This is a genomic window from Devosia neptuniae, from assembly GCF_025452235.1.
Taxonomy (GTDB): Bacteria; Pseudomonadota; Alphaproteobacteria; order Rhizobiales; family Devosiaceae; genus Devosia.
The window spans coordinates 3,673,750-3,697,426 of the sequence record NZ_CP104965.1; the positions used below are offsets into that span (position 1 = coordinate 3,673,750).

The 23,677-nt window shown below is 62.7% G+C and carries 21 protein-coding genes; 5 read left to right on the top strand and 16 right to left on the bottom strand.

Annotated features, from left to right (window positions below; all coding sequences use genetic code 11):
* Window positions 1-13 precede the first annotated feature (13 nt).
* From uvrA to N8A98_RS20825, 3 genes are all read left to right on the top strand, one after another.
* Window positions 14-2,905 carry an excinuclease ABC subunit UvrA gene (gene uvrA, locus N8A98_RS20815; RefSeq protein WP_262172092.1) on the top strand — a complete coding sequence of 964 codons (2,892 nt, stop codon included), beginning with the start codon at window positions 14-16 and terminating at the stop codon, window positions 2,903-2,905.
* Window positions 2,906-3,183: 278 nt separating this feature from the next.
* Window positions 3,184-3,336 carry a hypothetical protein gene (locus tag N8A98_RS20820; RefSeq protein ID WP_162740095.1) on the top strand — a complete coding sequence of 51 codons (153 nt, stop codon included), beginning with the start codon at window positions 3,184-3,186 and terminating at the stop codon, window positions 3,334-3,336.
* 198 nt (window positions 3,337-3,534) lie between these two features.
* Window positions 3,535-3,684 (top strand): DUF1127 domain-containing protein, encoded by a 150-nt coding sequence (locus N8A98_RS20825; RefSeq protein ID WP_081917282.1) that lies wholly within the window; start codon window positions 3,535-3,537, stop codon window positions 3,682-3,684.
* Between the two features lie 84 nt (window positions 3,685-3,768).
* Here the strand turns inward: N8A98_RS20825 and N8A98_RS20830 are convergent, their stop codons facing one another.
* Window positions 3,769-4,422, bottom strand: coding sequence for a glutathione S-transferase family protein (locus N8A98_RS20830; protein WP_262168209.1), 654 nt, complete (start codon window positions 4,420-4,422; stop codon window positions 3,769-3,771).
* A 92-nt stretch (window positions 4,423-4,514) separates the two neighbouring features.
* On the opposite strand from N8A98_RS20830, the gene trmFO reads away from it, so the two are divergent.
* Window positions 4,515-5,900 (top strand): methylenetetrahydrofolate--tRNA-(uracil(54)-C(5))-methyltransferase (FADH(2)-oxidizing) TrmFO, encoded by a 1,386-nt coding sequence (gene trmFO / locus N8A98_RS20835; RefSeq protein WP_262168211.1) that lies wholly within the window; start codon window positions 4,515-4,517, stop codon window positions 5,898-5,900.
* 28 nt (window positions 5,901-5,928) lie between these two features.
* Here the strand turns inward: trmFO and N8A98_RS20840 are convergent, their stop codons facing one another.
* The 4 genes from N8A98_RS20840 to yajC are packed head-to-tail and all read right to left on the bottom strand — an operon-like array spanning window position 5,929 to window position 10,123.
* On the bottom strand, window positions 5,929-6,771 hold the full coding sequence (locus tag N8A98_RS20840) for a phytoene/squalene synthase family protein (protein ID WP_262168212.1): 843 nt from the start codon (window positions 6,769-6,771) through the stop codon (window positions 5,929-5,931).
* Window positions 6,771-7,157: an Mth938-like domain-containing protein gene (locus tag N8A98_RS20845; protein ID WP_262172094.1), complete on the bottom strand. Its 387-nt coding sequence runs from the start codon at window positions 7,155-7,157 to the stop codon at window positions 6,771-6,773. Before N8A98_RS20845 ends, N8A98_RS20840 begins: the two co-directional genes overlap by 1 nt.
* A complete protein-coding gene (gene secD / locus N8A98_RS20850; RefSeq protein ID WP_262168214.1) occupies window positions 7,157-9,709 on the bottom strand; it encodes a protein translocase subunit SecD in 2,553 nt (850 codons plus the stop codon). The genes N8A98_RS20845 and secD overlap by 1 nt, the downstream gene beginning before the upstream one ends.
* Window positions 9,710-9,769: 60 nt before the next feature.
* Window positions 9,770-10,123 carry a preprotein translocase subunit YajC gene (yajC, locus tag N8A98_RS20855; RefSeq protein ID WP_113120595.1) on the bottom strand — a complete coding sequence of 118 codons (354 nt, stop codon included), beginning with the start codon at window positions 10,121-10,123 and terminating at the stop codon, window positions 9,770-9,772.
* Between the two features lie 205 nt (window positions 10,124-10,328).
* On the opposite strand from yajC, the gene N8A98_RS20860 reads away from it, so the two are divergent.
* Window positions 10,329-11,201 carry an ATP-binding protein gene (locus tag N8A98_RS20860; RefSeq protein WP_262168216.1) on the top strand — a complete coding sequence of 291 codons (873 nt, stop codon included), beginning with the start codon at window positions 10,329-10,331 and terminating at the stop codon, window positions 11,199-11,201.
* Between the two features lie 67 nt (window positions 11,202-11,268).
* Here N8A98_RS20860 and N8A98_RS20865 read toward each other — a convergent pair whose 3' ends face one another.
* The 11 genes from N8A98_RS20865 to argS form a co-directional block, all read right to left on the bottom strand.
* On the bottom strand, window positions 11,269-12,105 hold the full coding sequence (locus N8A98_RS20865) for a M23 family metallopeptidase (RefSeq protein ID WP_262168217.1): 837 nt from the start codon (window positions 12,103-12,105) through the stop codon (window positions 11,269-11,271).
* 675 nt (window positions 12,106-12,780) lie between these two features.
* Complete coding sequence (surE, locus tag N8A98_RS20870; protein ID WP_262168219.1) at window positions 12,781-13,545, bottom strand: 5'/3'-nucleotidase SurE; 765 nt, start codon at window positions 13,543-13,545, stop codon at window positions 12,781-12,783.
* Window positions 13,545-14,876 (bottom strand): serine--tRNA ligase, encoded by a 1,332-nt coding sequence (gene serS / locus N8A98_RS20875; protein WP_262168221.1) that lies wholly within the window; start codon window positions 14,874-14,876, stop codon window positions 13,545-13,547. Before serS ends, surE begins: the two co-directional genes overlap by 1 nt.
* A gap of 149 nt (window positions 14,877-15,025) precedes the next feature.
* Entirely contained in the window at window positions 15,026-15,856 is an 831-nt protein-coding gene (tatC, locus tag N8A98_RS20880) for a twin-arginine translocase subunit TatC (protein WP_262168222.1), read from the bottom strand.
* A 3-nt stretch (window positions 15,857-15,859) separates the two neighbouring features.
* Window positions 15,860-16,579, bottom strand: a complete 720-nt coding sequence (gene tatB, locus N8A98_RS20885) for a Sec-independent protein translocase protein TatB (RefSeq protein WP_262168224.1) — start codon at window positions 16,577-16,579, stop codon at window positions 15,860-15,862.
* A gap of 75 nt (window positions 16,580-16,654) precedes the next feature.
* The gene (gene tatA, locus N8A98_RS20890; protein ID WP_035098482.1) at window positions 16,655-16,870 is read right to left on the bottom strand and encodes a twin-arginine translocase TatA/TatE family subunit; all 216 of its coding nucleotides are present in this window, start codon (window positions 16,868-16,870) and stop codon (window positions 16,655-16,657) included.
* A 58-nt stretch (window positions 16,871-16,928) separates the two neighbouring features.
* Window positions 16,929-18,029: an ABC transporter ATP-binding protein gene (locus N8A98_RS20895; RefSeq protein ID WP_262168226.1), complete on the bottom strand. Its 1,101-nt coding sequence runs from the start codon at window positions 18,027-18,029 to the stop codon at window positions 16,929-16,931.
* Complete coding sequence (gene scpB / locus N8A98_RS20900) at window positions 18,029-18,661, bottom strand: SMC-Scp complex subunit ScpB (protein WP_113120603.1); 633 nt, start codon at window positions 18,659-18,661, stop codon at window positions 18,029-18,031. The genes N8A98_RS20895 and scpB overlap by 1 nt, the downstream gene beginning before the upstream one ends.
* On the bottom strand, window positions 18,658-19,446 hold the full coding sequence (locus N8A98_RS20905) for a segregation and condensation protein A (protein ID WP_262168227.1): 789 nt from the start codon (window positions 19,444-19,446) through the stop codon (window positions 18,658-18,660). Before N8A98_RS20905 ends, scpB begins: the two co-directional genes overlap by 4 nt.
* 123 nt (window positions 19,447-19,569) lie before the next feature.
* Window positions 19,570-21,378, bottom strand: a complete 1,809-nt coding sequence (locus N8A98_RS20910) for an SPOR domain-containing protein (RefSeq protein WP_262168229.1) — start codon at window positions 21,376-21,378, stop codon at window positions 19,570-19,572.
* Window positions 21,379-21,928: 550 nt separating this feature from the next.
* On the bottom strand, window positions 21,929-23,674 hold the full coding sequence (gene argS / locus N8A98_RS20915) for an arginine--tRNA ligase (RefSeq protein WP_262168230.1): 1,746 nt from the start codon (window positions 23,672-23,674) through the stop codon (window positions 21,929-21,931).
* Between the last annotated feature and the right edge of the window lie 3 nt (window positions 23,675-23,677).

Sequence of the window (23,677 nt, forward strand, 5' to 3'; positions counted from 1 at the left end):
ACGTCCGACAATGATGCAAAAGCCCAGCCAGAACCGAGAGATCGTCGTGCGCGGCGCCCGCGAGCACAATCTCAAGGGCATCGACGTCCGCTTGCCGCGCGACAGCCTGATCGTGATGACGGGGCTGTCCGGCTCCGGCAAGTCCTCGCTGGCCTTTGACACCATCTATGCCGAAGGGCAGCGTCGCTATGTGGAGTCGCTGAGCGCCTATGCGCGGCAATTCCTCGAAATGATGCAGAAGCCCGATGTCGAGCATATCGAGGGCCTGTCGCCGGCGATTTCCATCGAGCAGAAAACCACCTCGCGTAACCCGCGCTCTACGGTTGGCACCGTCACCGAGATCTATGATTATCTGCGCCTGCTCTATGCGCGCGTCGGCATTCCTTATTCGCCGGCTACGGGCCTCCCCATCGAAAGCCAGACCGTCAGCCAGATGGTGGATCGCACGCTGGAACTGCCCGAGGGCACGCGGCTGTTCCTGCTGGCGCCGATCGCGCGCGGCCGCAAGGGCGAATACAAGAAAGAATTGGCCGATCTGCTGCGCAAGGGCTTCCAGCGCGTCAAGATCGACGGCGAATATCACGAGATCGAGGATGCGCCGGCGCTCGACAAGAAGTTCAAGCACGATATCGAAGTGGTGGTGGACCGCGTTGTGGTCGGCCCCGATATTGCCGGCCGCCTGGCCGAAAGCTTCGAGACGGCGCTGAAGCTGGCCGATGGCATCGCGCTGATCGAATATGCCGACGAGAAAAACGAGGATGGCACGCCGCGCCAGACCACCTTCTCGGAAAAATTCGCCTGCCCCGTTTCCGGCTTCACCATTGCCGAAATCGAGCCGCGCCTGTTCTCGTTCAACAACCCATTTGGCGCCTGCCCGGTTTGCGATGGCCTGGGCACCGAGCAGAAGATCGACCCCGACCAGATCGTGCCGGATGCGACCATGTCGCTCAAGGACGGGGCTATTCTGCCCTGGTCCAAGACCAGTGCGCCTTATTACCTGCAGACCCTCTCGGCCGTGGTGAAGCATTTCGGCGCCTCGACCGGCACGGCCTGGTCGGACCTGCCCTTTGAAGTGCAGCACGCCGTGCTCTATGGCACGGACAAGACGCCGATCAATTTCGTCTATGACGATGGCCTACGCCAATACAAGACGACCAAGCCCTTTGAAGGGGTGATCGGCAATCTCGAGCGCCGGTATAAGGAAACCGAAAGCGCCGGCATGCGCGAGGAAATCGAGAAATACATGTCGGCCAAGCCCTGCGTGGCATGTGGCGGCTATCGCCTCAAGCCCGAGGCGCTGGCCGTCAAGATCGATGGCCTGCATATCGGGCAGGTCACCGAGCAGTCGATCCGCAATGTCTCGAACTGGTTCGCCGCCCTGCCCGAGCGCTTCACGCCCAATCAGAAGCAGATTGGCGAACGCATCCTCAAGGAAATCACCGAGCGGCTGAACTTCCTCAACGATGTGGGGCTGGAATATCTCTCCATGTCGCGCAATTCCGGCACGCTGTCCGGCGGGGAAAGCCAGCGCATTCGCCTCGCCAGCCAGATTGGCTCGGGCCTGACCGGCGTACTTTATGTGCTCGACGAGCCGAGCATTGGCCTCCATCAACGCGACAATGCCCGCCTGCTCGATACGTTGCGCCGGCTGCGCGACCTGGGCAACACGGTCATCGTCGTCGAGCATGACGAGGACGCGATCCTCACCGCCGATTACGTACTCGATATCGGGCCGGGCGCGGGTGTGCATGGCGGCCATATCGTGGCCGAAGGCACGCCGCAGGACATTCTCAATCACCCCGATTCCCTGACCGGCAAATATCTCTCCGGCCGCATGGGCATTCCCCTGCCGGCCGAACGGCGCGTGGCCAAGAAGGGCAAGGCGCTCAGCGTCAAAGGCGCAACGGGCAATAATCTGAAGAACGTGTCGGTGGATGTGCCGCTGGGCATGTTCGTCGCCATCACCGGCGTGTCCGGTGGCGGCAAGTCGACGCTGATGATCGACACCATGTACCAGGCCATTGCGCGGCGCTTGAACGGCGCCCGCGTGGTCCCTGCCCCGCATGACAGCCTGACGGGACTCGAATTCCTCGACAAGGTCATCGATATCGACCAGAGCCCGATCGGGCGCACGCCGCGCTCCAATCCGGCCACCTATACTGGCGCCTTCACGCCGCTGCGCGAATGGTTTGCCGGCCTGCCGGAGAGCAAGGCGCGCGGCTATGGGCCGGGGCGGTTCAGCTTCAACGTCAAGGGCGGGCGCTGCGAGAAGTGCGAAGGCGATGGTGTGCTCAAGATCGAGATGCACTTCCTCCCCGACGTCTACGTCACCTGCGATGTGTGCAAGGGCAAGCGCTACAATCGCGAAACGCTCGAAGTGCAGTTCAAGGGCAAGTCGATCTCCGACATCCTGGACATGACCATCGACGAAGGCGTCGATTTCTTCTCGGCCGTGCCGATCATCCGCGACAAGTTCGCCACCCTCCAGCGCGTCGGCCTGGGCTATGTGAAGGTCGGCCAGCCCGCCACGACTCTGTCAGGCGGCGAGGCGCAGCGCGTCAAGCTCTCCAAGGAACTCTCCAAGCGCGCCACCGGCCGCACGCTGTACATGCTGGACGAGCCCACCACGGGTCTGCATTTCCACGACGTGGCCAAGCTCCTCGAAGTGCTGCACGAGCTGGTCGATGGCGGCAATACGGTGATCGTCATCGAGCATAATCTCGAAGTCATCAAGACCGCCGACTGGGTCATCGATCTGGGCCCCGAGGGCGGCGATGGCGGCGGCGAGATCGTCGGCGTCGGCACGCCTGAGGATATAGCCGCCAATCCGCGCTCGCATACCGGCACCTTCCTCAAGGAAATCATGGCGCGGCGGCCCATGCGCACGAGCCAGGCGGCGGAATAATTTTGGCCTCAAGGATGAGGATGGCCGCTCCGTGCGCCATCCTCATCTCGGCGTCAGCATTATCCGTCCTCAACGCTAGCAGTCCGCTAACCAATTCCCGCTGCATGTCATCAAGCGCCAATTTCTGCGCATCAGACCTAAGTCTAACACTATTATGACGAAGCGCGGATCAGGCCATGCGCCGACTGCATGATGCGTCTGTAGTTTGCGCCATGGCCTTTGCCAACGAACAGGATCATGTTCCGGTTTGTCGCAGACCTCCATGAAGGAGCTGACCGATGTTTATCCGAGCCGTGTGGCGCAAGAAGCGCCTGGTCGATATCAAGCAGACATTGCGTGAAACGGATGTGCCATCTGCGCGAGACGCAGGGCTACTGGGGATTTGCGCCCCCGACTTCACCCAGATGACCAAGGCGCTGTTCGACCGCTGAGCAAGCGCTACAGATGGCAGAAGAGGCGGCCGCTGGTTCGCCGCTGGCTAGCCATATGCCCGCCGCAGCGCTTAACCGGAAATGAACGAGCCCGGTTAATGCCCCGCGCAGAATGCATAGCTCGTTTGACCAATCTCCCACTGCTCATCTTGCAAGTCCTGCCCTAAATATAAGCTCGTAAACAAAGGAGACTACCAAATGGACATCCGTAAGACTTTCAAGAAGTGGGCCGCCTATCAGCAGACCGTCCGTGAGCTTGCCGCTCTCGACAATCGTCAGCTGAACGACCTTGGTATTTCGCGCACCGACATCAATCGGATTGCTCGTGACCATGCCAGCTCGCTCTAAGATTTGCCGCACTGAACTTTCAGACATAGCAAATCGAACACCCGCTTCTCTCTGAGACGCGGGTGTTTTGCTTTCTGCCGCCGATCAGAACGCTAACCTGCCGACCAGCTCGGCATAATCCACCATCACCACATCGCGAAACGCCCGCCGTTGCTGGAGCAACTGATACCACGCCTCGACATTAGGCGTGGCGGGACGCTCGATATCCATGGTGAACCAGCGATAGAGCGACACGCCCGCCACGATATCGGCGTAGCTCAGTTCCTCCCCCGCGACATAGGGATGCCGCGCCAGATTGGCATCCAATGTCCGCAAGGGCGTCAGCGTACGGGCATGTGCTGCCGCTATGGCCGTAGCATCGTGCTGCGCCTTGGGCGTACGCACCAATAGCCAGAACAGGTTGATCCATGCAGGCTGGAAGGTCGTCGCGGTCCAGTCGGCCCATTGATCGACAATGGCGCGTTGACGGGGATCGGCGCGCCACAGCGTATCCCCGCCATAGGCGGCGGCGAGGTATCGCACCGTTGCATGGCTCTCCCAGACCGTCAGGTCGCCATCCTGCAAAGTGGGGACGACGCCATTGGGATTGAGCGCGCGATAGGCCGGCGTGTCGAGGCCACCAAAGGAGCCGCCGACGGGCTCATGACGATAGGGCAGTCCAAGCTCTTCGATGGTCCAGAGCGTTTTCTGGACATTGCACGAATTCTTGCGGCCCCACAGGGTCAGGTTTGGACTCATCTTTTCCTCCCAAGCCGAGCCAAAGGTAGAGTTTGCGGCCTATTGCGCAAGCAGCAGTTGCGCGCTCCCGTCAGGCTTGGTATCTGCCGACCATGTCCACATCAGAACCAATTCATATTATCGGCGGGGGTCTCGCCGGGTCCGAGGCCGCGTGGCAGGCTGCTGAAGCCGGCGCCACGGTTATCGTCCACGAAATGCGCGGCGTACGCAGCACCGATGCGCATAGCACCGATAGCTTTGCCGAGCTCGTCTGCTCCAATAGCTTCCGCTCCGACGACCACGAGCAAAATGCTGTTGGCCTGTTGCACGAGGAAATGCGACGCCGCGGCTCGCTGATCATGCGCGCGGCCGACTTGCACAAGCTACCGGCCGGCGGCGCACTGGCCGTCGACCGACATGGCTTTTCCGACGAAGTCACCCGCGCCATTCACAACCACGCCAATATCACGGTGGTTCGCGAAGAGATTGCCGGCTGGCCGCCGGAGGACTGGAAGAATGTCATCATCGCCAGCGGGCCGCTGACCTCGCCAGCCCTGGCCGATGCGATCCTGGCCAAGACGGGCGAGGATGCTTTGGCCTTCTTCGACGCCATCGCCCCGATCGTCCACAAAGACAGCATCAATATGGACATTGTCTGGGCGCAGTCGCGCTATGACAAGGCGGGTCCAGGCGGCACGGGGGCCGATTACCTGAACTGTCCGATGAACAAGGACCAGTATTACGCCTTTGTCGAAGCGCTGAAAGTGGCGCCGCTGCATGAGTTCAAGGATTGGGAAAAGGTGCCGTATTTCGACGGCTGCCTGCCCATTGAAGTCATGGCCGAGCGCGGCGTCGAAACGCTGCGGCATGGGCCGATGAAGCCGGTGGGGCTGACCAATCCGCGCGATCCCCTGGTCAAGAGCTATGCCATTGTGCAGCTGCGGCAGGACAACGCGCTGGGCACGCTGTGGAACATGGTCGGGTTCCAGACCAAGATGCGCTACGGCATCCAGGCTGAGATTTTCCGCATGATCCCGGGGCTGGAGAATGCGCAATTTGCCCGGCTGGGCGGGTTGCATCGCAATACATTCCTCAATTCTCCCAAAGTGTTGGGGCCTGACCTAAAACTCAAGGCCGATCCGCGCATTCGCTTTGCCGGACAGGTCACGGGCGTCGAGGGCTATGTGGAAAGCGCGGCGGTGGGCCTGATCACCGGACGGCTGGCTGCGGCGGAAAGCCGGGGCGAGAGCCTGGCGACGCCGCCGCTGACGACGGCGCTTGGCGCATTGGTGGCGCATATTACCGGCGGGCATATCGAGGCGGAAGGCTATAGCGGGGCACGCAGCTTCCAGCCGATGAATGTCAATTTCGGGCTATTTCCCGAGGTGACGGTGACCAAGCCAGAAGGTGCTGGACGTTGGCGCGGCAATGACCGGACGATTGCCAAGCGCAAGGCAATTACCGCGCGGGCGCTGGAAGATTTGAAGGGCTGGGCGTAAGCGCCCTTCCCTCCAATCGTTCATCCCGCTACCGGTTCCGCAGCGCCCACCACATCAAACGCGTGATTTTGCGCCAGTCGGACTCGTCAGCAGCTGGCGCGAAGGCGTTTGGGGATTTGTCCAGGCGCGCCAGTTGCGCTTTCAACACCGCTATCGGAGCGAAGGCGGGCTTAAGGTGGCCGGGAAGCGCGGCGATGGCGGCTTCGGCTTTGGCGAGGTGGCCTTGGGCCAATTCTGTGATCTGGCCCAGAGCCTCGACCAGACCTTCGCTTTCCTGGCCAGAGAAGATTTCACGTTCCTGCACGGCATTGGCGGCCAGGATCGACCAGGGCAGCATGATCCGGCCCTGCGAGGCCGTGTAGCCGAAGGCTCTAATATGGCCGATCATGGCGTGGGCGACGCCCAGATGGCCGGCGGCGTCGCCGGTTTCGACCGGTTCGCCGTCATTGAGGATCATCGCGGCGAGCTGGTAAAGCGTCGAAGTGGTTTCGCCCGCGTAGCCCTCGAAACTCTCCAGATCCGGCATGGGATCGTCATAGAGATCGAAGCGCCGCGCAGCGATGAGGCGCTGCAAGGTGCCGGCGGGAATGCGATAGCGCGCCATGGTATCGAGCAAGGCATCGGCCACCGGATTTTGCCTGACATCGCCATGGCCCTCGCCATCGACGGCATCGGCCCACCATTGCAGTCGGATTTCGCCAGGCGCGGGATTGGTGACGCGGTCACGCACCGAGGCGACGTCAGCATTGAAGGCGTAGAGCGCGGTGACGGCGTCGCGCCCTGCTCCGTTCAGGACCAAGGTCGCAAGGTAGCGATCGCGGTCATTGGTGCGCAGGTCCGCAGCGGCGTGGACGAAGCTCTCGGCAGCCATCAGCGCGCCCGATCCACGGCGATCAGTGCCGCAGCGACGGCGCGTTGTTCGCCAAACAACACATTATAGGTGCGGACGGCGCCGCCGGTGCCGATGGCTTCGACAATGACATTGCGCTCCCGAAAGGCTTGCCGGATAGCGGGATCGAGCGCGGCGATATCATGGCCCAGGCCGATGAACAGCACGTCGATATCGTCGGCCACGGCGAGTACCGGCGCCAGGCTTTCCAGCGTAAGTTGGGCCGGGGCGGTGACGTCCCAGGCGAACATGCCATTGGGCAGACAGAGCAGCGAGCCCCGATGCGACATGCCGGCAAAGCGAAAACCGCCATTGCCATAGGCATCGAGGCCAACCTGCTCGGGATAGTGTCCCGCCTCAATCACAATTAGACAGCTGCCCCATCGGCAGGCTTGCTCTTTTTGTCCGCGTCATCGGCGTCGGTCTTCGACTTGAGGCCGAAATTGATCAGGATTGGACCGTTGACGATGATCGAGGAATACATGCCGACAAAGCAGCCGAAGGTCATGGCGATAGTGAAACTGCGAATGACTTCGCCGCCGAAAATGACCAGCGGAATCAGCGCCAGGAACACGGTGAACTGGGTCAACGTGGTGCGGACAATGGTCTGGTTGATCGACATATCGATCAATTCCGGCAGCGGCATCTTGCGATGCTTGCGCAGATTTTCTCGAACGCGGTCGGACACAACCACCGTTTCGTTGAGCGATAGGCCCACCAATGTCAGCACCGCCGCGATGGAGGTCAAATTGAACTCCAATCCGGTCAATGAGTAGAGCCCGATCGTCATGATGACGTCGTGCGTGGTGGTAGTGACGGCTGCCAGGGCGAATTGCCATTCGAAGCGGAACCAGATGTAAATCAGGATCGCAACGAGCGCGACGATGACCGCGATGGCGCCCTTCCATGCCAACTCGCCCGACACGGTGCCGCTAACCGCCTCGGTGCTGCGAATGGTATAGTTTTCGCCCGCGAGCGCATCTCGCACCTTGGACACGGCCACCTGGTCAGCATCCTGGCCACCTTCCTGCGCCTGAACGCGGACCAGCACGTCTTCGGGTGTGCCAAAGCCCTGAACCTGGATTTCGCCAAGGTTGAGGCCATCCAGCGTTTCACGGATCTGCCCGACATCGGCCGGACCACCCTCATGCTGGACGACAATGGCCGTGCCACCAACAAAGTCGATACCCAGGTTGAAGCCCTTGAAATAGGCCGAACCGATGGAGAGGACGCTCGCGACGATCGAGAAGGCGATCACATAGCGGCTGATCTTCATGAACGGGATTTTGGTCCCGTCCGGAACGAAGCGGAAATGCTGGATCTTGAGCGTCTTGGGGCGACGCGAGCGATACCACAGGCCCACGAAATACAGCGTGACCATGTAGGACGTGAAAAGAGAGGTGAGAATGCCGAGCGCCAGGGTGACGGCAAAGCCCTGCACCGGGCCTGAGCCCAGGAAGTAGAGCACGATGGCCGCTATCAGCTGGGTCAGGTGGGAGTCGATAATGGTTCCCCAGGCCCGCTCGAAGCCCGCATTGATCGATTGCAGCGGCGATCTGCCCGCCTTCTGCTCTTCGCGCATGCGCTCGTAGATCAGCACGTTGGCGTCAACGGCCATGCCGATGGTCAGCACGATACCGGCGATACCGGGCAGAGTCAGCGTTGCGCCCAACATGGAGAGCGCGCCGAAGATCAGCACGATATTGAGGATCAGCGAGATATTGGCGAAGACGCCGAACAGGCCATAGGCGATGACCATGAAGGCCACGACGAGAACCGAGGCAACGACACCGGCGGTGAGGCCGTGCTGGATGGAGTCTGCGCCCAGGCTGGCGTCGACGGTGCGTTCTTCAACGATATCGAGGCTGGCCGGCAGTGCACCGGCGCGGAGCAGCACGGCGAGATCATTGGCCGACTGAGTGGTGAAATTGCCGCTGATCTGGCCGGAGCCCTGGGTGATGGCCGACTGAATGACCGGGGCGGTGATGACGGTGTTGTCGAGCACGATGGCGAAGCGCTTGCCGATATTGGCCGAGGTTATCTGGCCGAACGTCACTGCGCCGCGCGTATCGAAGCGGAAGCTGACCACAGGCATGGCGCGCTGCTGGTCATAGCTGGGCTGGGCATCGACAAGGGATTCGCCACCAAGCGCCACGTCTTCATAAAGTAGTTCGCTGCCGCCATCCTGGCTGGGCAGGATCATCGTGCCGGCGGGCAGCCCCTGGGCCTGCGCCGTCGCTGCCGACATGCCGGGATAGACCATGTGGAAGGTCAGACGCGCGGTGCGCGAAATAATGTCCTTGAGACGGGTGGAATCGCCGAAACCGGGAACCTGCACCAGAATGCGGTTGGTGCCCTGACGCTGAATCTGCGGCTCGGTGGTGCCCAGCTCGTCAATACGATTGCGGATGACTTCGATGGACTGCGCGACCAGCGAGGAGGTACGCTGGCTGATGCCTTCGGGGGTCAGCGTGATGGTCAGCTTGCCGTCGGGCGTCTCGCCGAAGGCGAATTCATTGACGCCGCCGACCGCGAACATGCCGTTGGAAACGGTGTTCTGCAGGCTTTCGATCAGCGTCTTGGCCTGTTCCTTCTGGGTCGGATCGGTCAGCTCGATGGCGATCGAATTGGTCGCCGGATCGGTGGTGATCAGATTGCCGATGCCGTTCTGGCTGGCCAGAATATTGCGGGCATCACGGCGCACACTTTGCAGGCGCTCGGTGACGATGCCTTCTTCACTGACCTGCAGCAGCAGGTGCGAACCGCCCTGCAAATCAAGACCCAGAACCACTGTCTGCTTGGGCAGGAAGCTCGGCCAGGCGTCGCGCACATCCTGTGGCAGGAAACTGGGAACAGCGAATAGCACGCCCAGCAAAGCAACGATGGCGATGACAGCAGTACGGATCGGCGAAAATTGCATCTGTGCAAGTCCTAGAGGCAGAAAAGCCGGAGCCCTTGGGCTCCGGCGAAGGGTGGCTGCTTACGCAGGCTTGTTGTCGTTGACCGGCTCGGCCTTGGAGCGCACGTCGGAAATCATGCCGCGCACCAGCTTCACCTTGACGCCTGTAGCGATCTCGACTTCGAGGTCCTCGCCATCGACAGCCTTGGTCACCTTGCCGACGATGCCGCCGGTGGTCACAACCGTGTCGCCGCGGCGGATGGCCGACAGCATGGCCTGCTGAGCCTTGAGGCGCTTCTGCTGCGGACGGAAAATCAGCAGCCAGAAAATCACCACCAGCAGCAGGATCGGCATGAGCTGGATGAAAATGTCGGTCATGCCGCCACCCGCTGCGGGGGCGCCGGCTGCCTGGGCATAAGCTGGCGTTACAAACATGAAGCGTGCTCCTTATCTTTTCTTTTTAACTTGTGGAGGGGTCAGCGCCAGAAACCGGCATCGTGTAACGATGCAAGTGGACGCATATGGGCCTGACTGCACTTGCGCCCCGGTCAAAATCGCGCGGACTATACATTTGCACCCTAGCGATTGCAAAGGCATTCGCGGAGCCGCAAATTGCCGCGCCGACGACGAGGATAAAGACTTGAAGAGCGAAGACCAACTCACTGAAATTGCTGCATCCCTGGCTCGAATTGCCCGTTCACTGGAGGCGCTGGCGCCGGAGGCGCCGGACGTGGCGCCGACGCTCGGGAGCGAGGATGCCTATCATTGGGATGGCGATGCCGGATTCTTGATGGCTGTGCCCAAGGTCGCCCGCGTGCCGCTGGGCATGCTCAAGGGAATCGATGCGGTGCAGGATATCCTGCTCAAAAACACCGAGCAGTTTGCCCGTGGCCATGGCGCCAATAATGCGCTGCTGTGGGGCGCGCGGGGCATGGGCAAGAGCTCGCTGGTCAAGGCGATCCATGGGGATATCACCGCGCGCGAGGGATTTGAGCGGCTGGTGCTGATCGAGATCGCGCGGGAGGATCTTGAAACCCTGCCCGCCCTGATGCGGCTGATCGGCAAGGAGACGGCGCGGTTCATCGTATTCTGCGACGATTTGAGTTTTGATAGCGGCGAGACCAGCTACAAATCGCTCAAGACGATCCTTGATGGCGGGCTCGAAGGACGGCCGGACAATGTGCTGTTCTACGCCACGTCCAACCGCCGACATTTGATGCCGCGCGACATGATCGAAAATGAGCGCTCGACGGCGATCAATCCCGGCGAGGCGGTGGAAGAGAAGGTGTCGCTATCGGACCGGTTCGGGCTATGGCTGGGCTTTCACAATTGCGACCAACCGACATTCCTCTCGATGGTGCAGGCCTATGCCGACCATTATGGGCTGGGGCTGGACGAGGAAACGCTGCGGGCGCGGGCGATCGAATGGTCGGCAACGCGTGGCGCAAGGTCGGGCCGCGTGGCGATCCAGCTGGTGCGGACGCTGGCGGGGGAGATGGGGAAAGCTGTTTAGGTCGCCCTGCCCCACAAACAAAAATCCCCGCCGAGGCGGGGATTTTTTTATGAGCGGTTTGTCGCGCTTAGCTGGCGAGCAGCGGCATGGGATCGACCGGGGTGGCGCCCTTGCGCAGTTCGAAGTGGAGCTGCGGCTGGGTGACCGAACCGGTCATACCGGCAGCACCGATAGTGTCACCGCGGCTGACATTGGCGCCCTTGGCGACGCTCATCGACTTGAGATGGGCATAGGCTGAGACATAGCCATTGGGATGGCGGATCAGGATCAGGTTGCCGTAACCTTCGACGCCTGAACCGACATAGATCACCGTGCCATTTTCGGCGGCCTTGATGGCGCTGCCTTCGGAGGCTTCGATATTGATGCCGGTGCCACGCGAGGCGGCAAAATCGGTCAGCACGCGACCGCTGACGGGCCAACGGAACTTGGTATTGCCCGACATTGCAGGCTCGGCAGCCGGCACATTGGCGACCTGGGTCGGCGCGGGTGCCGGAGCTGCCTGCTGCGGGGTCGGAGCGGGCGTCGCAGCAGTCTGCAGCGTATTGGGCGCGGCGGTTGGCAAGGTCTGCTGCAGCGGAGCGGGCGCCGGATTGGTAGAGGCGACCTGGACAGGTGCGGGCGCCTTGGTGGCGAGCAGATCAGCGCGGCCCGGAATGATGACCTTCTGGCCCACCACGATCTTGTCGGGGGACGAGAGCCCATTGGCCAGCACGAGGGCCTGGGTGGTCACGTCATAGCGGCGGGCGATGGTATAAAGCGACTCGCCGCTGGCAATGGTGTGGGTGAACGTGCCGCCAGTGGCGGCCGGTGCAACCGTGGGAACGGCGCTATTGGTCGGCAGGGTGCCGAGCGTGGAGGGCGACGGCATCGGGGCCGCCGCAGCGAAGGCGGGCTGAGCTTGCATGGCTGGCTGGGATCCCATTGGAGACGGAGAACTCAATACAGGAAGGTCTTGGGACTGCACGGTGGGCGCTGTGCCCATCGCGGTTACTGGCGCCATTGGCGCAAGCGGCTGAGTGTAACCCGTCTGGACCGGCGAATTCCAACCGCCACCGACATTGGCCGGGGGCAGGAACTGGTTCTCGGCAACCTGCGGCGCACCGAGGCTGGACGGCATGGGCTGGGTGTAACTTGAAGGAGAGTTCTGCGGCACAGAGGCTGTCGTCGTCTGATCGCCGAATGTACGGCTCCCAAAGCTGGAACAACCGGAAAGGGCAACGGCGGCAGCCACCAGGCCAACCATCGCAACTGCACCTTTCGGTGCCCGACGGGATACGCGGATACTCATCAGCTCACTCGTACGCAGGTACTCAACACGAATTTGAGACTAAGCCGGTAAGGTAAAGACGAGTTTAAAGCCGATGCGATTTGAGCAAAATCGGATGGGGTGGATTCTGGATTGGGTAAGGTTAAGAGTGCTGAGTGCCTCACACCCACCGTGTCATTCCGGCGCAGGCCGGAATCCATTCTGAAGGCCAGCCGCGAACATCGCGTTTGTCGTCAGAGCATAGCATGGATTCCGGCCTGCGCCGGAATGACATCGTGGGTGGGGCACTTCCGGTGGCCCACCCGCTTCGGCCTAAAGCGCCAGCTTGCCTTTGAGGCGTTCGGTGGTGTCCATATCCGTCTGCTGCAACAGCAACGGCGTCACCGTGATGGCCTTGTCCTGGCGCAGGACTTCGAAATCGTGGGTGGGATCGAGTGGCAGCGGCGTTTCGGGAACGGCGACGAAGAATTTACCCGCGTTGTCGCTGGGGTAGTAGCGGAATGGCGACCGCGAGAAGCGTTGGTGCTGGACCACGGAGATGCCGGAGACTTCGTCGGGCGGGCACCAGGGGAAATTGACGTTGTAATAGGTCTGCCGACCCTCGACGACGGCGAGGATGGCACGGACGGTGGCGGCGCCATAGCGAACGGCATTGGCCCAATCGACTTCGCGGCCATGTTCGTAATTGTTGGCCTGGCTCATGGCGATGGCGATAGCGCCCTGCAGTGCCCCTTCCCGGGCGCCAGCGGCGGTACCCGAGCAGTTGATGACATCGCCCAGATTCTGGCCGGCATTGACGCCGGACAGGATCAGGTCGGCAGGCCGGTCCAGCAGATGTGTCATACCGGTAACCACGCAATCGGCGGGGGAACCGCCGATCACCGTGAAGGTGCGGTCCGCGCGCTGTTCGTAATGCAGTTCGCGACCGAGGGTAAAGCGGTGCCCTGCCCCGCTTTGATTGCCATCGGGCGCGACGATCCATACATCGTCGCTGATAGCGCGGGCGATATCGGCCATGACGGCGAGGCCCGGCGCATCCACGCCATCATCATTGGTGAGCAGGATGCGCAAGGCCATTAGCGACCGCCGATCGAGGTGAGGCCGCCCATATAGGGCTGCAGCACTTCCGGCACGAGGACGGAGCCGTCCTCTTGCTGGTAGTTTTCGAGGACCGCTATGAGGCAGCGGCCGACGGCCGTGCCCGAACCATTGAGGGTGTGCACGAAGCGCGGTGCCTGCTTCTCGCCGGCGGGACGATAGCGCGCATCCATGCGACGAGCCTGGAAATCGCCGCAGACCGAGACCGAAGAGATTTCGCGGTAGGTATCCTGGCCGGGGAGCCAGACTTCGAGGTCGTAGGTCTTCTTGGCGCCAAAACCCAAGTCCCCGGTGCAGAGTGTCATGACGCGATAATGCAGGCCCAGCTTTTGCAGCACGGCTTCGGCGCAGGTCAGCATGCGCTCATGCTCGTCCACCGAAGTTTCGGGCGTGGTGATCGACACCATCTCGACCTTGTTGAACTGATGCTGGCGCAGCATGCCACGCGTGTCGCGGCCGGCCGAACCGGCTTCGGAACGGAAGCACGGGGTCAGCGCGGTGAGGCGCATGGGCAAAACTTCTTCGCCAAGAATGGATTCTCGGACGAGATTGGTAAGCGGAACTTCGGCCGTGGGGATCAGCGCCAGCCGGCCGTCACCATGGGGCGTGAAGAATAGGTCTTCTTCAAACTTGGGCAGTTGGTTGGTGCCGTAGAGGGCGTCATCCTTGACCAGCAGCGGCGGCTGGACTTCGGTATAGCCATGTTCAGTAGTGTGCAGGTCGAGCATGAACTGGCCGAGGGCGCGTTCGAGGCGGGCGACCTGGCCCTTGAGCACGACGAAGCGGCTGCCCGAGAGCTTGGCGGCGAGCTCGAAATCCATATCGCCATTGGCCGCGACGCCGACCTCGTAATGCTCCTTGGGAGCAAAGGCGAAGCTGGGCTTGGGGGCGCGGGCCTTAGCGGCCGTAGCGGGCGAACCGTTGGGGCCGAAATATTCGACATTGTCGGTTTCATCGACGCCGTCGGGCACATCTTCGAAGGCCAGGTTGGGCAGGACCGAAAGGGCATTGCGCAACTCGAGTTCGACGGCGCGTTCGTCCGCTTCGCCCTGGGGGATGAACTCCTTGAGGGCGGCGACTTCGGCCATTAATTCCGCTGCTTTGGCCTCGTCTTTCTGGGCCTTGGCCTGACCGATTTGCTTGGAGAGAGCGTTGCGCTTTTCCTGGACCTCATTGAGGCTAGCGATGATTTCCCGGCGGCGATCATCGATGGCAAGCAGATCGGAGGAGCGGACCGATACGCCCTTGCGCCGCGAAATGGCGGCGTCGAATGCTTCGGCGTTGGCACGGATCCACTTGATATCGAACATCGGTTGATACGGGACGTCGCCCGCCTCTCTAGTTGCAGGGCTGGAGCACTGGCCTGATGGCGCGCCCAAGAAACCATCAGAACATGACAGAACGCTGCCACGACCTCCTCCGTCGCAACGCGCAGGACGAGGTCCGTAAATTTTGATCCCTAGGACGAAGACTCGTCGCTCGGGCTCAGATCGGTCGCGGAAGATGCGGCAGCCGCGGCGGCGCGCCGACGCTCGACCATGCGCACGGACAGGATCGAGAGTTCGTAGAGCAGGTACATGGGGACAGCAAGGCTGATCTGGGAAATCGGATCGGGCGGCGTGATCAGCGCGGCAAACACCAGAATGGCCACAATGGCGTAGCGGCGGCCCTTCTTGAGCAGGTCGACATGCACGAGATCGATCTGCGCCAGCAGCGTTAGCACGACAGGCAACTGGAAACAGGCACCAAACGCCAGGATCAGCAGCATGGCGAGGCCAAGATATTCCGAGACGCTGGTCAGCATCTTGATGTCGTCGGTCTGCATGCTGGCGAAGAAATGCAGCGCCATGGGCAGCACGGCAAAATAGACCAGAGCCGCGCCAGCGATGAAGAAGATCGGCGTGGCAATGAGATAGGGGATGAATGCCTTGCGCTCGTGCTTGTAGAGGCCGGGCGCCACGAACATGTAGATCTGGCTGGCAATCACCGGGAAGCCCAGGAAAATCGCGCCGAACAGGGCCACGTTCAGATAGGTGAAGAACAATTCCTGGGGCGCCGTATAGATCAGCTCGGCATTGGGAATGGCCCGCATATAGGGGATCAGCAGTGCGTCATAGATATTGCGCGCGAAAATGAAGCAGATGACCATCAACACAATGATGGCGACCGCCGAATAGATCAGGCGTTTACGCAGCTCGATCAGGTGCTCGAGGAGCGGGGCTTCGCTACCGGCCAGTTCGTCTTCGACCGGCTTGCTCTTGTCTTCGATCTGCGGAGTGGCGTCGGCCATGGTCTATTGGTTTCCGGCTTTCGCTTCAGTTGCGAGCGGCTTGGGCTTGGCGGTGGCTTTTGGCTTTGCTGCAGCTTTGGGCTTTGTAATTGCTGCCGGCTTGGCGGCGACACGCTTGGCCGGAGTTGGCTTGGCCTCGGCTGGCGTGGGGACTTCGGCAACAGCCGGTTTAACGGCCGTTTTGCGCACAGCCGGCTTTTTAGGAGCCGCTGCTTTGGGGGTTTCAGTCGGCAAGGGCGCCAATTGGGTGGTGATCACCGGGCGGGTCGGCGCGGCTTTCGCCTTAACCGGGGCCTTGGGTTTAGCCGACGCCTTTTTGGGCGCGGCAACCGCTTCGGTGGTGGTCATCAGCGGAGCAGCCGCGGCCGCAGGCGCTGCGATGCCGGCGGCGGCCTTGATCTCGTCCACCACGCTTTCGACCTTGGGGTCGGCCGGCTTGATAATGCCGCTCGGCTTCTGCCCGGTTGGGGTGATGGTGTTGAATTCGCGCCGGATTTCCTCGGCGGTCTTCTTGAGCGGGCTGGTCAGCGAATTGCGCAGATTACGCACTTCATCCAAGCCGGTGGTCTTGTTGATCTCGCGCTGGAACTCATTGCCCATGCGGCGAATTTGGCCGATCACCTTGCCGACGCGGTTCATCACCACAGGCAGGTCTTTGGGGCCGATGAAAATCAGCGCCGCAAGACCGATGACCAGCATCTCTGTCCAGCCCAAGCCGAGCATAGTGTTCTATTCCTTAGAAGGCAGCGCGGCCCTTGGGCCGCGGGCGAGCCGTGGGCCGCAGCGAGCAGGACGCAATCAGGCGTCCTTGCTACGGTCTACTTCGCGAGCATCGACTTCGGCAGAGGTGGTAACCCGTTCCGCCGGCTTGGTCTCTTCATCGCGCATGCCCTTCTGGAAGGCTTTGATGCCGGAGGCGACTTCACCCATCATTCCGGAAATCTTGCCGCGACCAAACAGCAGCACGACAACAACGGCGATAACGAGAATGCCCCAAATTCCTGGCGCGTGCATATTGGACTCCCTAGACGTTCAGACGCGTGACACGCGATAGATATAGCGAGAAATAGGTTTAATCTCGGCCAAACACAAGAACGTGTTCCTCGTTGAGAGTTATGAACACGTCTTGGCCCACAGTAATGTCGGCTCTGGCGGGCTGGCGCAGAACCAATGGCGCCTCGATCCCGTTCACCTTGACCTCGCAGATATCGATGCCGATGGCGTCGCGCTTGGCGACAAGGCGGCCCGGCGTGCCGGGGCCGGAGGTGGATAGATCCGCGCCGCCGGTGGGGCGGATGGCGATGGTGACGGCCGTGCCATCGGCCAAACCCGGCGTGGCAACGGGGCCTAAAGGCGTGAGCGCCCGGCCGTTGACGACGATGGATTCGATTTCGCTGAGCGGGGAAAAGAAACGCGCGGCGTTGAGATCGACGGGGTGACGGTAGATTTCGGCGGCGGTGCCGATCTGGGCGATGCGGCCCTGGCGGAGCAAGGCGACACGGTCGCCCAGGACCATGGCCTCCTCGGGATCGTGGGTGACGACGAGGCTGGTGGCGTGGGTTTCGCGGAGGACGGCGAGGGTTTCTTCGCGCACCGTTTCACGCAAACGTGCATCGAGACTGGAGAAAGGCTCGTCGAGCAGGAGCACTGCGGGGCGCGGCGCGACGCTGCGGGCGAGGGCCAGGCGCTGTTGTTGGCCGCCTGACAGCATGTGGGGATAGTCGGCTTCGCGGGCGCCCAGGCCGACGCGGTGGAGGGCCGAGCGGGCTTGGGCCAGAGCGGCGGTGCGGCCGAGGCGGCGCAGGCCGAACAGCACGTTTTGCAGGACTGTGAGGTGTGGAAAGAGCGCAAAGTCCTGAAACATCAGGCCAATTCCGCGCCGGTCGGGCGAGGTGGTGGCGCCGGGAGATGAGACGGTCTGGCCGTTGATCAGCAAGGCGCCGGCGTGAACGGGCTGGATGCCGGCGGCGACGCGGAGGGCGGTGGATTTGCCTGAGCCTGATTCCCCGAGCAGGCAAACGATCTCGCCGGGTTCGAGGCGGAGGGAGAATTGGTCGAGCACCACCCTGCCCCCGAGGTGAACGGAGACCTCGGCGAATTCGAGAGTGGCGGCGAAGCTGACGCCGGCGGTGCCGCGGGCGCCCCAGCTGCGCAGTTCGGTAGAATTCGGCACTATGAATTGTCCTCGAGGTCTTCGTCGCCGGGCTCGAGCGGGTCTTCGTCATCGCGCAGGGCGCCTTCGAAGGGGAGCGGGATTTGCAGGCTTGGCGGAAGGCGGTTGGAGAGGAGGCCCGAGCCTTTGAGCTCGTCGAGGCCGGGGAGGTCGCCCAGGGCTTCGAGGCCGAAATGATCGAGAAAAGCCTCGGTCGTTCCGTAGGTTACGGGACGGCCGGGGGTGCGGCGGCGGCCGCGCATGCGAATCCAGCCGGCTTCGAGCAGCAGATCGATGGTGCCCTTGCCGGTGGCAACGCCGCGGACTTCTTCGATTTCGGCGCGGGTGGCGGGCTGGTGATAGGCGATGATGGCGAGGGTTTCGAGGGCGGCGCGGGAGAGCGGGCGGGTTTCCTGTTCTTCGCGACGGAGCAGGAAGCCGAGGTCTTCGGCGGTGCGGAAGGCCCATTTATCGGCGCGACGCACCAGGTTTACACCCCGGCTGGCGTAGCGCGATTGCAGCTCTAGCAGAAGCGCAGCAACATCTGCCCCTTCACCCAAATATGCTAACAGACTGTTAGCATCGAGAGGCTCCTTAGACGCAAAAAGCAGCGCTTCGAGGATGCGCAAATGCCGCTCGGTGACTTCACTCACGGCGTGTCACTCTTGCGGCGGCGCATGAAAAGCGGCCCGAATGTCTCGGTTTGGCGCAGATCGATCTTGCCCAGGCGCACCAGCTCGAGGCTGGAGGCGAAGGTGGAGGCGCGAACGGTGGTGCGTTCGGCCGGGGTCGCCAGATATTCGGCAAGGTAAGTGTCCATGGCGACCCATTCAAAACTATCACCGATGAGGCGCTGGAGGATATCTCGTGCCTCCTGCAGCGACCAGACGGTGCGTTGCAGGGGGGTGTAATCGGTGGTGGCGCCGCGTTCGCGCTGGCCGGCATAGGCCTTGAGCAGGTCGTAAAGCGAAGCTTCCCACAGGCTCTTGCGATTGATCTCGATGGGCTCGGGCTCGCCGCGGGCGTAAATCTGGAAGCCGAGGCGCGGGCGGTTCATCAACTGGCTGGCGGCACGGCGCATGGCTTCGAGGCGCTTGAGGCGGAATTGCAGCATGGCGGCCAGCATTTCGCCAGACGGTTCTTCATCGCTGGGCGCCTGGGGCACCATGAGGCGGCTTTTGAGATAGGCAAGCCAGGCGGCCATGACGAGATAATCGGCAGCGACCTCGATGCGCTTCTCGCGGACGGTCTCGATGAATTTGAGATATTGCTCGGCCAGGGCCAGCACGGAAATGGCCGCCAGATCGACCTTCTGACGGCGGGCGAGATCGAGCAGCAGATCGAGCGGGCCTTCATAGCCATCGACATCGACATACATGACGTCTTCGTCGGCTGGCGCCGCCGGAGTATCGAACCAATCGGTCTGTGGGCTCGTCATGTCAGTCGGTGGCCGCCTTGCAAGATATGCAAGCAATCCTTGGCGGTTGGGCTGGTCAGCGTCAAGCTTTGCGCCGGACGTTGCGTGGTTTTGCCCCGGTACTAAAGACCGGGGCCAACCTTACTACATCGTGAAGCAGTCGCCGCCGGCGGCTTTGACTTGGGTGCACATGTCGTTGGCCGACTGGATGGAGTTGGCCGGAACGCGGACGCGGTAGAAGACGCCGCGGGCGCCAAGGTCGACGCGCTGGACTTCCATATTGGCGCCGCCAAAGAGCGGGCCGAAGCGGGAGACCATTGCCTGGGCCGTCTGGCGGGCTTCGGCTTCGCTGCGCTGGGAGGCGAGCTGGACATAGGCGGGAGCGTCGTTGGGCAGCGCTTCGACTTCGGTGGCGCCGGCCGGGATGGCGGCAGTGCTGGCAGCGGGTGCCGGGGTCGGCGCGGGCGTTGCGGCGGGTTCGGCGGCATTGTTGATGATGGCATCGACCGTGGTGGCAGGAGCCGCGGAGGCCGTCTGCTGAGCGAAGCTGGCCGGACGGGTGCGCGGCACGATGGTGGTCTTGCCCGCGATCGGATTACCGGCGGCATCAACGGCCGGAACGGTGGAGCCAGGGGTTACCGGCGTCACGGGCGGGACCACGGGGGTGGGTGCCGGCGTGGGCGTCGGTTCAGGCTGGGCGGCAGCGGCGAGCAGTTCGGGGCTGGCGGTTTCAGCACCGGGGACGGCGGGCACATTGGGACGGTCAACCGGTAGAATGGCCGAGCCGGCAACGGTTTCCTCGCCGCTGACAATGGTGCCATCGGGACGCACGGTGACGGTGCGGACCTTGCGATTGGCCAGGCCTTCTTCGCTGACGGATGGCGTGGACGCGACCTGGGTCACTTCGTTGACGTCGGCCTGATCGCGCGAGACCAATTGCTCGTCGCTACCGGGCTGGACGCCGTCGATTTCGTTGAAGACCACCGATTGGTTGGCAGCGGCCGTTGCCGGCTGGGCAGCGGGCGTTTCCTTGATCGGGGTGGCGTCGGCCGTGAGTACGGGTGGCGGACCACTTTCCCCGCCCATGCCCAGGACCCAATAGAGACCAAAGCCAGCGAGCGCGAGCAGCACGACGGCGACAACCGGACCGGCCAGCGCGCGGGAAAAGTTGAAACTGCGCGGCGCGCGCGGGGCGCGTTCGGCCTTGACCCGGCGCTTACCGGGCTTGGCCTCTTCGGCATCTGCCGTTTCGACCCAGCCGATATCGGCGCCGGTCGCGGCGGCGGCGGCCAAAATGGTTTCGTCGACATCTGAAACGGGGCGTGGCGAGCGGGCGGCCGACTGCTGCGCCAGCGTGGGCGTGGCAAGACTGCGTAGCGCAGGGCTGGCCAGGGGCCGCTCTTCGGCGGGCCTGGCTGGGGTGGGTGCATCGGAATCGACGCGGACGGCGCGGCCGATCAGGTTTTCGATTTCATCGATCGGATCGGAGCCGAGCGTATCGTCAGCGGCGCTTTCGACGGCGGCAGGCGTTGCTGCAACCGGGGCCTCGATGCGCGGCTCGGACGGCGTCGGTGTGGGCGCAACGGCAGCGGGCGCTGCCGGGCGCGAGCCCAGGCCGAACACCGGCGGAATCTTGAAGCTGTCGACCTGCGGCTTAGGCGCGGGCTGCGGGCTGTCGAAGCTGGGCTGGCGGCGCTCATCCTGGTCGACGACAAGACCGCCCGAGACGGCCGGACGGGCCGCCTGCGGCGCGGGAGCTGTTACTACCGGCGCAACTGACGCAGCCGGGAGCGTGGGTTCGGGCTGGGTATCGCCCAGCAGCTCGGCCGCGATCAGATCGGCAATGCTGTCATAGTCGCTGCTAGTGGGCGCGGAAGGCGCGGCAGGGGGCGTGGGAGCCGGAGCAGGTGCGGCAACGGTCGGCTGCGGCGCGGGCTTGGGAGCCGGTGGCACGGGGGAGCTGACGGGGGAGCTGACCGGGGATGACCTGGGTGCGAAATCCAGGTCAAAATTGAAAGCATCGGGCTCGCGCCGGGCTTCGGCGGGAGCCGGCGCGGCAGGGGCTGGAGCAGCGGGCGCTGCTGTCTCGACCGGCTTAGCCGTGACGACTGGCGCGGCAGGGCTTTGTTCAGGCTCGCGCCGCGGCGGAACAGGCTGTTGCGCAACCGGCTGCGGCGCCGGGGGCGCTTCGGCAGGACGATTGAAGTCGAAACGCGGCACGGGCGTTGGACTGGCTGCGGCAGGCGACTCGCCGCCCGGAATACGAACCGGGAACGGCGTGGGCTGAGGGGCGGCTGGCTGCTGAGGGGCGGACGGCGCAGGGGTATCCGTGCGCGCATCCTGCGCCATCAATTTCGCGAGTTCTGCGATCAGGTCGTCTGCGTCAGATTGTCCGGCCATTGGCTGCGGTTTCGCTGTTGTCATCAAGCAGCGCCTTCTTGGTTACTGCAACGGCGCCCAATATAGGCATTTTGCCGCGAGTCATCACAGTAATGCGCCCGAATTATGAAAGCTCAGTCGGGGCGGAAACGCCTAGAATTGCTAGGCCATTCACCAGAACCTGACGGACGGCGTCGACGAGCGCGAGTCGAGCCAATGTCAGCTTTGGATCGTCAGCGTTAACAAACCGCAAAGATACATCATCCTTGCCCTTTGCCCAGAAGCTATGGAAGGCGCCAGCCAGGTCATGGACGTAGAAGGCGATCCGATGGGGTTCATGCGCCACGGCGGCCGCCGTGACGGTGCGCGGCCAGGCGGCCAGGACCCGCACGAGGTCGAGTTCTTCGGGGGTCTGGATCAGCTCGATTTCGGCCTTGGCCAGCGCTTCGGGTGACAGATCGAGGGCGGGCAGATCGCGATTGGCGGTCTTAAAGATCGAATAGGCCCGAGCGTGGGCATACTGGACATAGAAGACCGGATTATCGCGCGTCTGTTCCTTGACCAGAGCAAAGTCGAAATCCATCGCCGCGTCATTGCGCCGGAACAGCAGCATGAAACGGGTGGCGTCGGCACCCACTTCATCCACCACATCGGCCAAAGTCACCAAATCGCCGGAACGCTTGGACATTTTGAACGGCTCGCCGTTCTTCATCAGCCGGACGAGCTGGCAGATGCGCACATCCATATCGGCGGCATTGAGCGAGACCGCCTTGGTGGCGGCCTGCAGGCGTTTGACATAGCCGGAATGGTCGGCGCCGAGCACATTGATCATGTGCTTGAAGCCGCGCAGGAACTTGTTGCGGTGATAGGCGATATCGGCGGCGAAATAGGTGTAGGACCCGTCCGACTTGATCAGGGGGCGATCGACATCGTCGCCATAATCGGTGGCGCGGAACAGGGTCTGCTCGCGATCTTCCCATTCGTCGGGGGTCTTGCCCTTGGGAGGCTCAAGCCGGCCTTCATAGATCATGCCTTCCTGGCGCAGCCAATCGAGCGTGGTGTCGATGGCGCCGCCCTGCCCGTGCAGGGTGCGTTCGGAGAAGAATACATCGTGATGGATATTGAGCTTGGCGAGATCCGCCTTGATCAGCTCGAGCATGGCGGCCAGCACCCGGTCCTTGACCAGGGCCAGGGCTTCGGGCTCGGGCTTGGACAGCAGGCTATCGCCGAACTCTTCCTTGAGCGCCTGGCCGACTGGGATCAGGTAATCGCCGGGATAGAAGCCCGGCGGAATCTCGATGGTTTCGCCCAGGGCCTCGCGATAGCGCAGGAAGGTGGAGCGGGCGAGCGTGTCGATCTGGCTGCCGGCGTCGTTGATGTAATATTCGCGGGCCACTTCGTAGCCGGAATAGGCCATGAGCGCCGCCAGCGTGTCGCCGAAGACGGCGCCGCGGGTGTGGCCGACATGCATGGGGCCGGTGGGATTGGCCGATACATATTCGATATTGACCGCTTCCCCCTGCCCTAGCGTCGAGCGGCCGTAATCATCGCCCTGCTGGGCGATGGACCGCAAGACCTGATGCCAGATGGGCGTGGCGAGGCGGAAATTGATGAAACCGGGGCCGGCGACCTCGACGGCGGTGACGTCCGGGTCCTTGCCGAAATGCTCGGCCAGGGTGGTGGCGACTTCGCGCGGATTCTTGCCTAGCGGCTTGGCGACGACCATGGCCGCATTGGTGCTGAGATCGCCATGGGCGCTATCTCGCGGCGGCTCGACCACGATGCGGGCCAGAAGATCGGCACCAACTTCGGGGTAGAGAACCGAGAGGGCGTTGGAAACGCGCGCAGCGAAAAGGGCGAAAACGTCCATGAC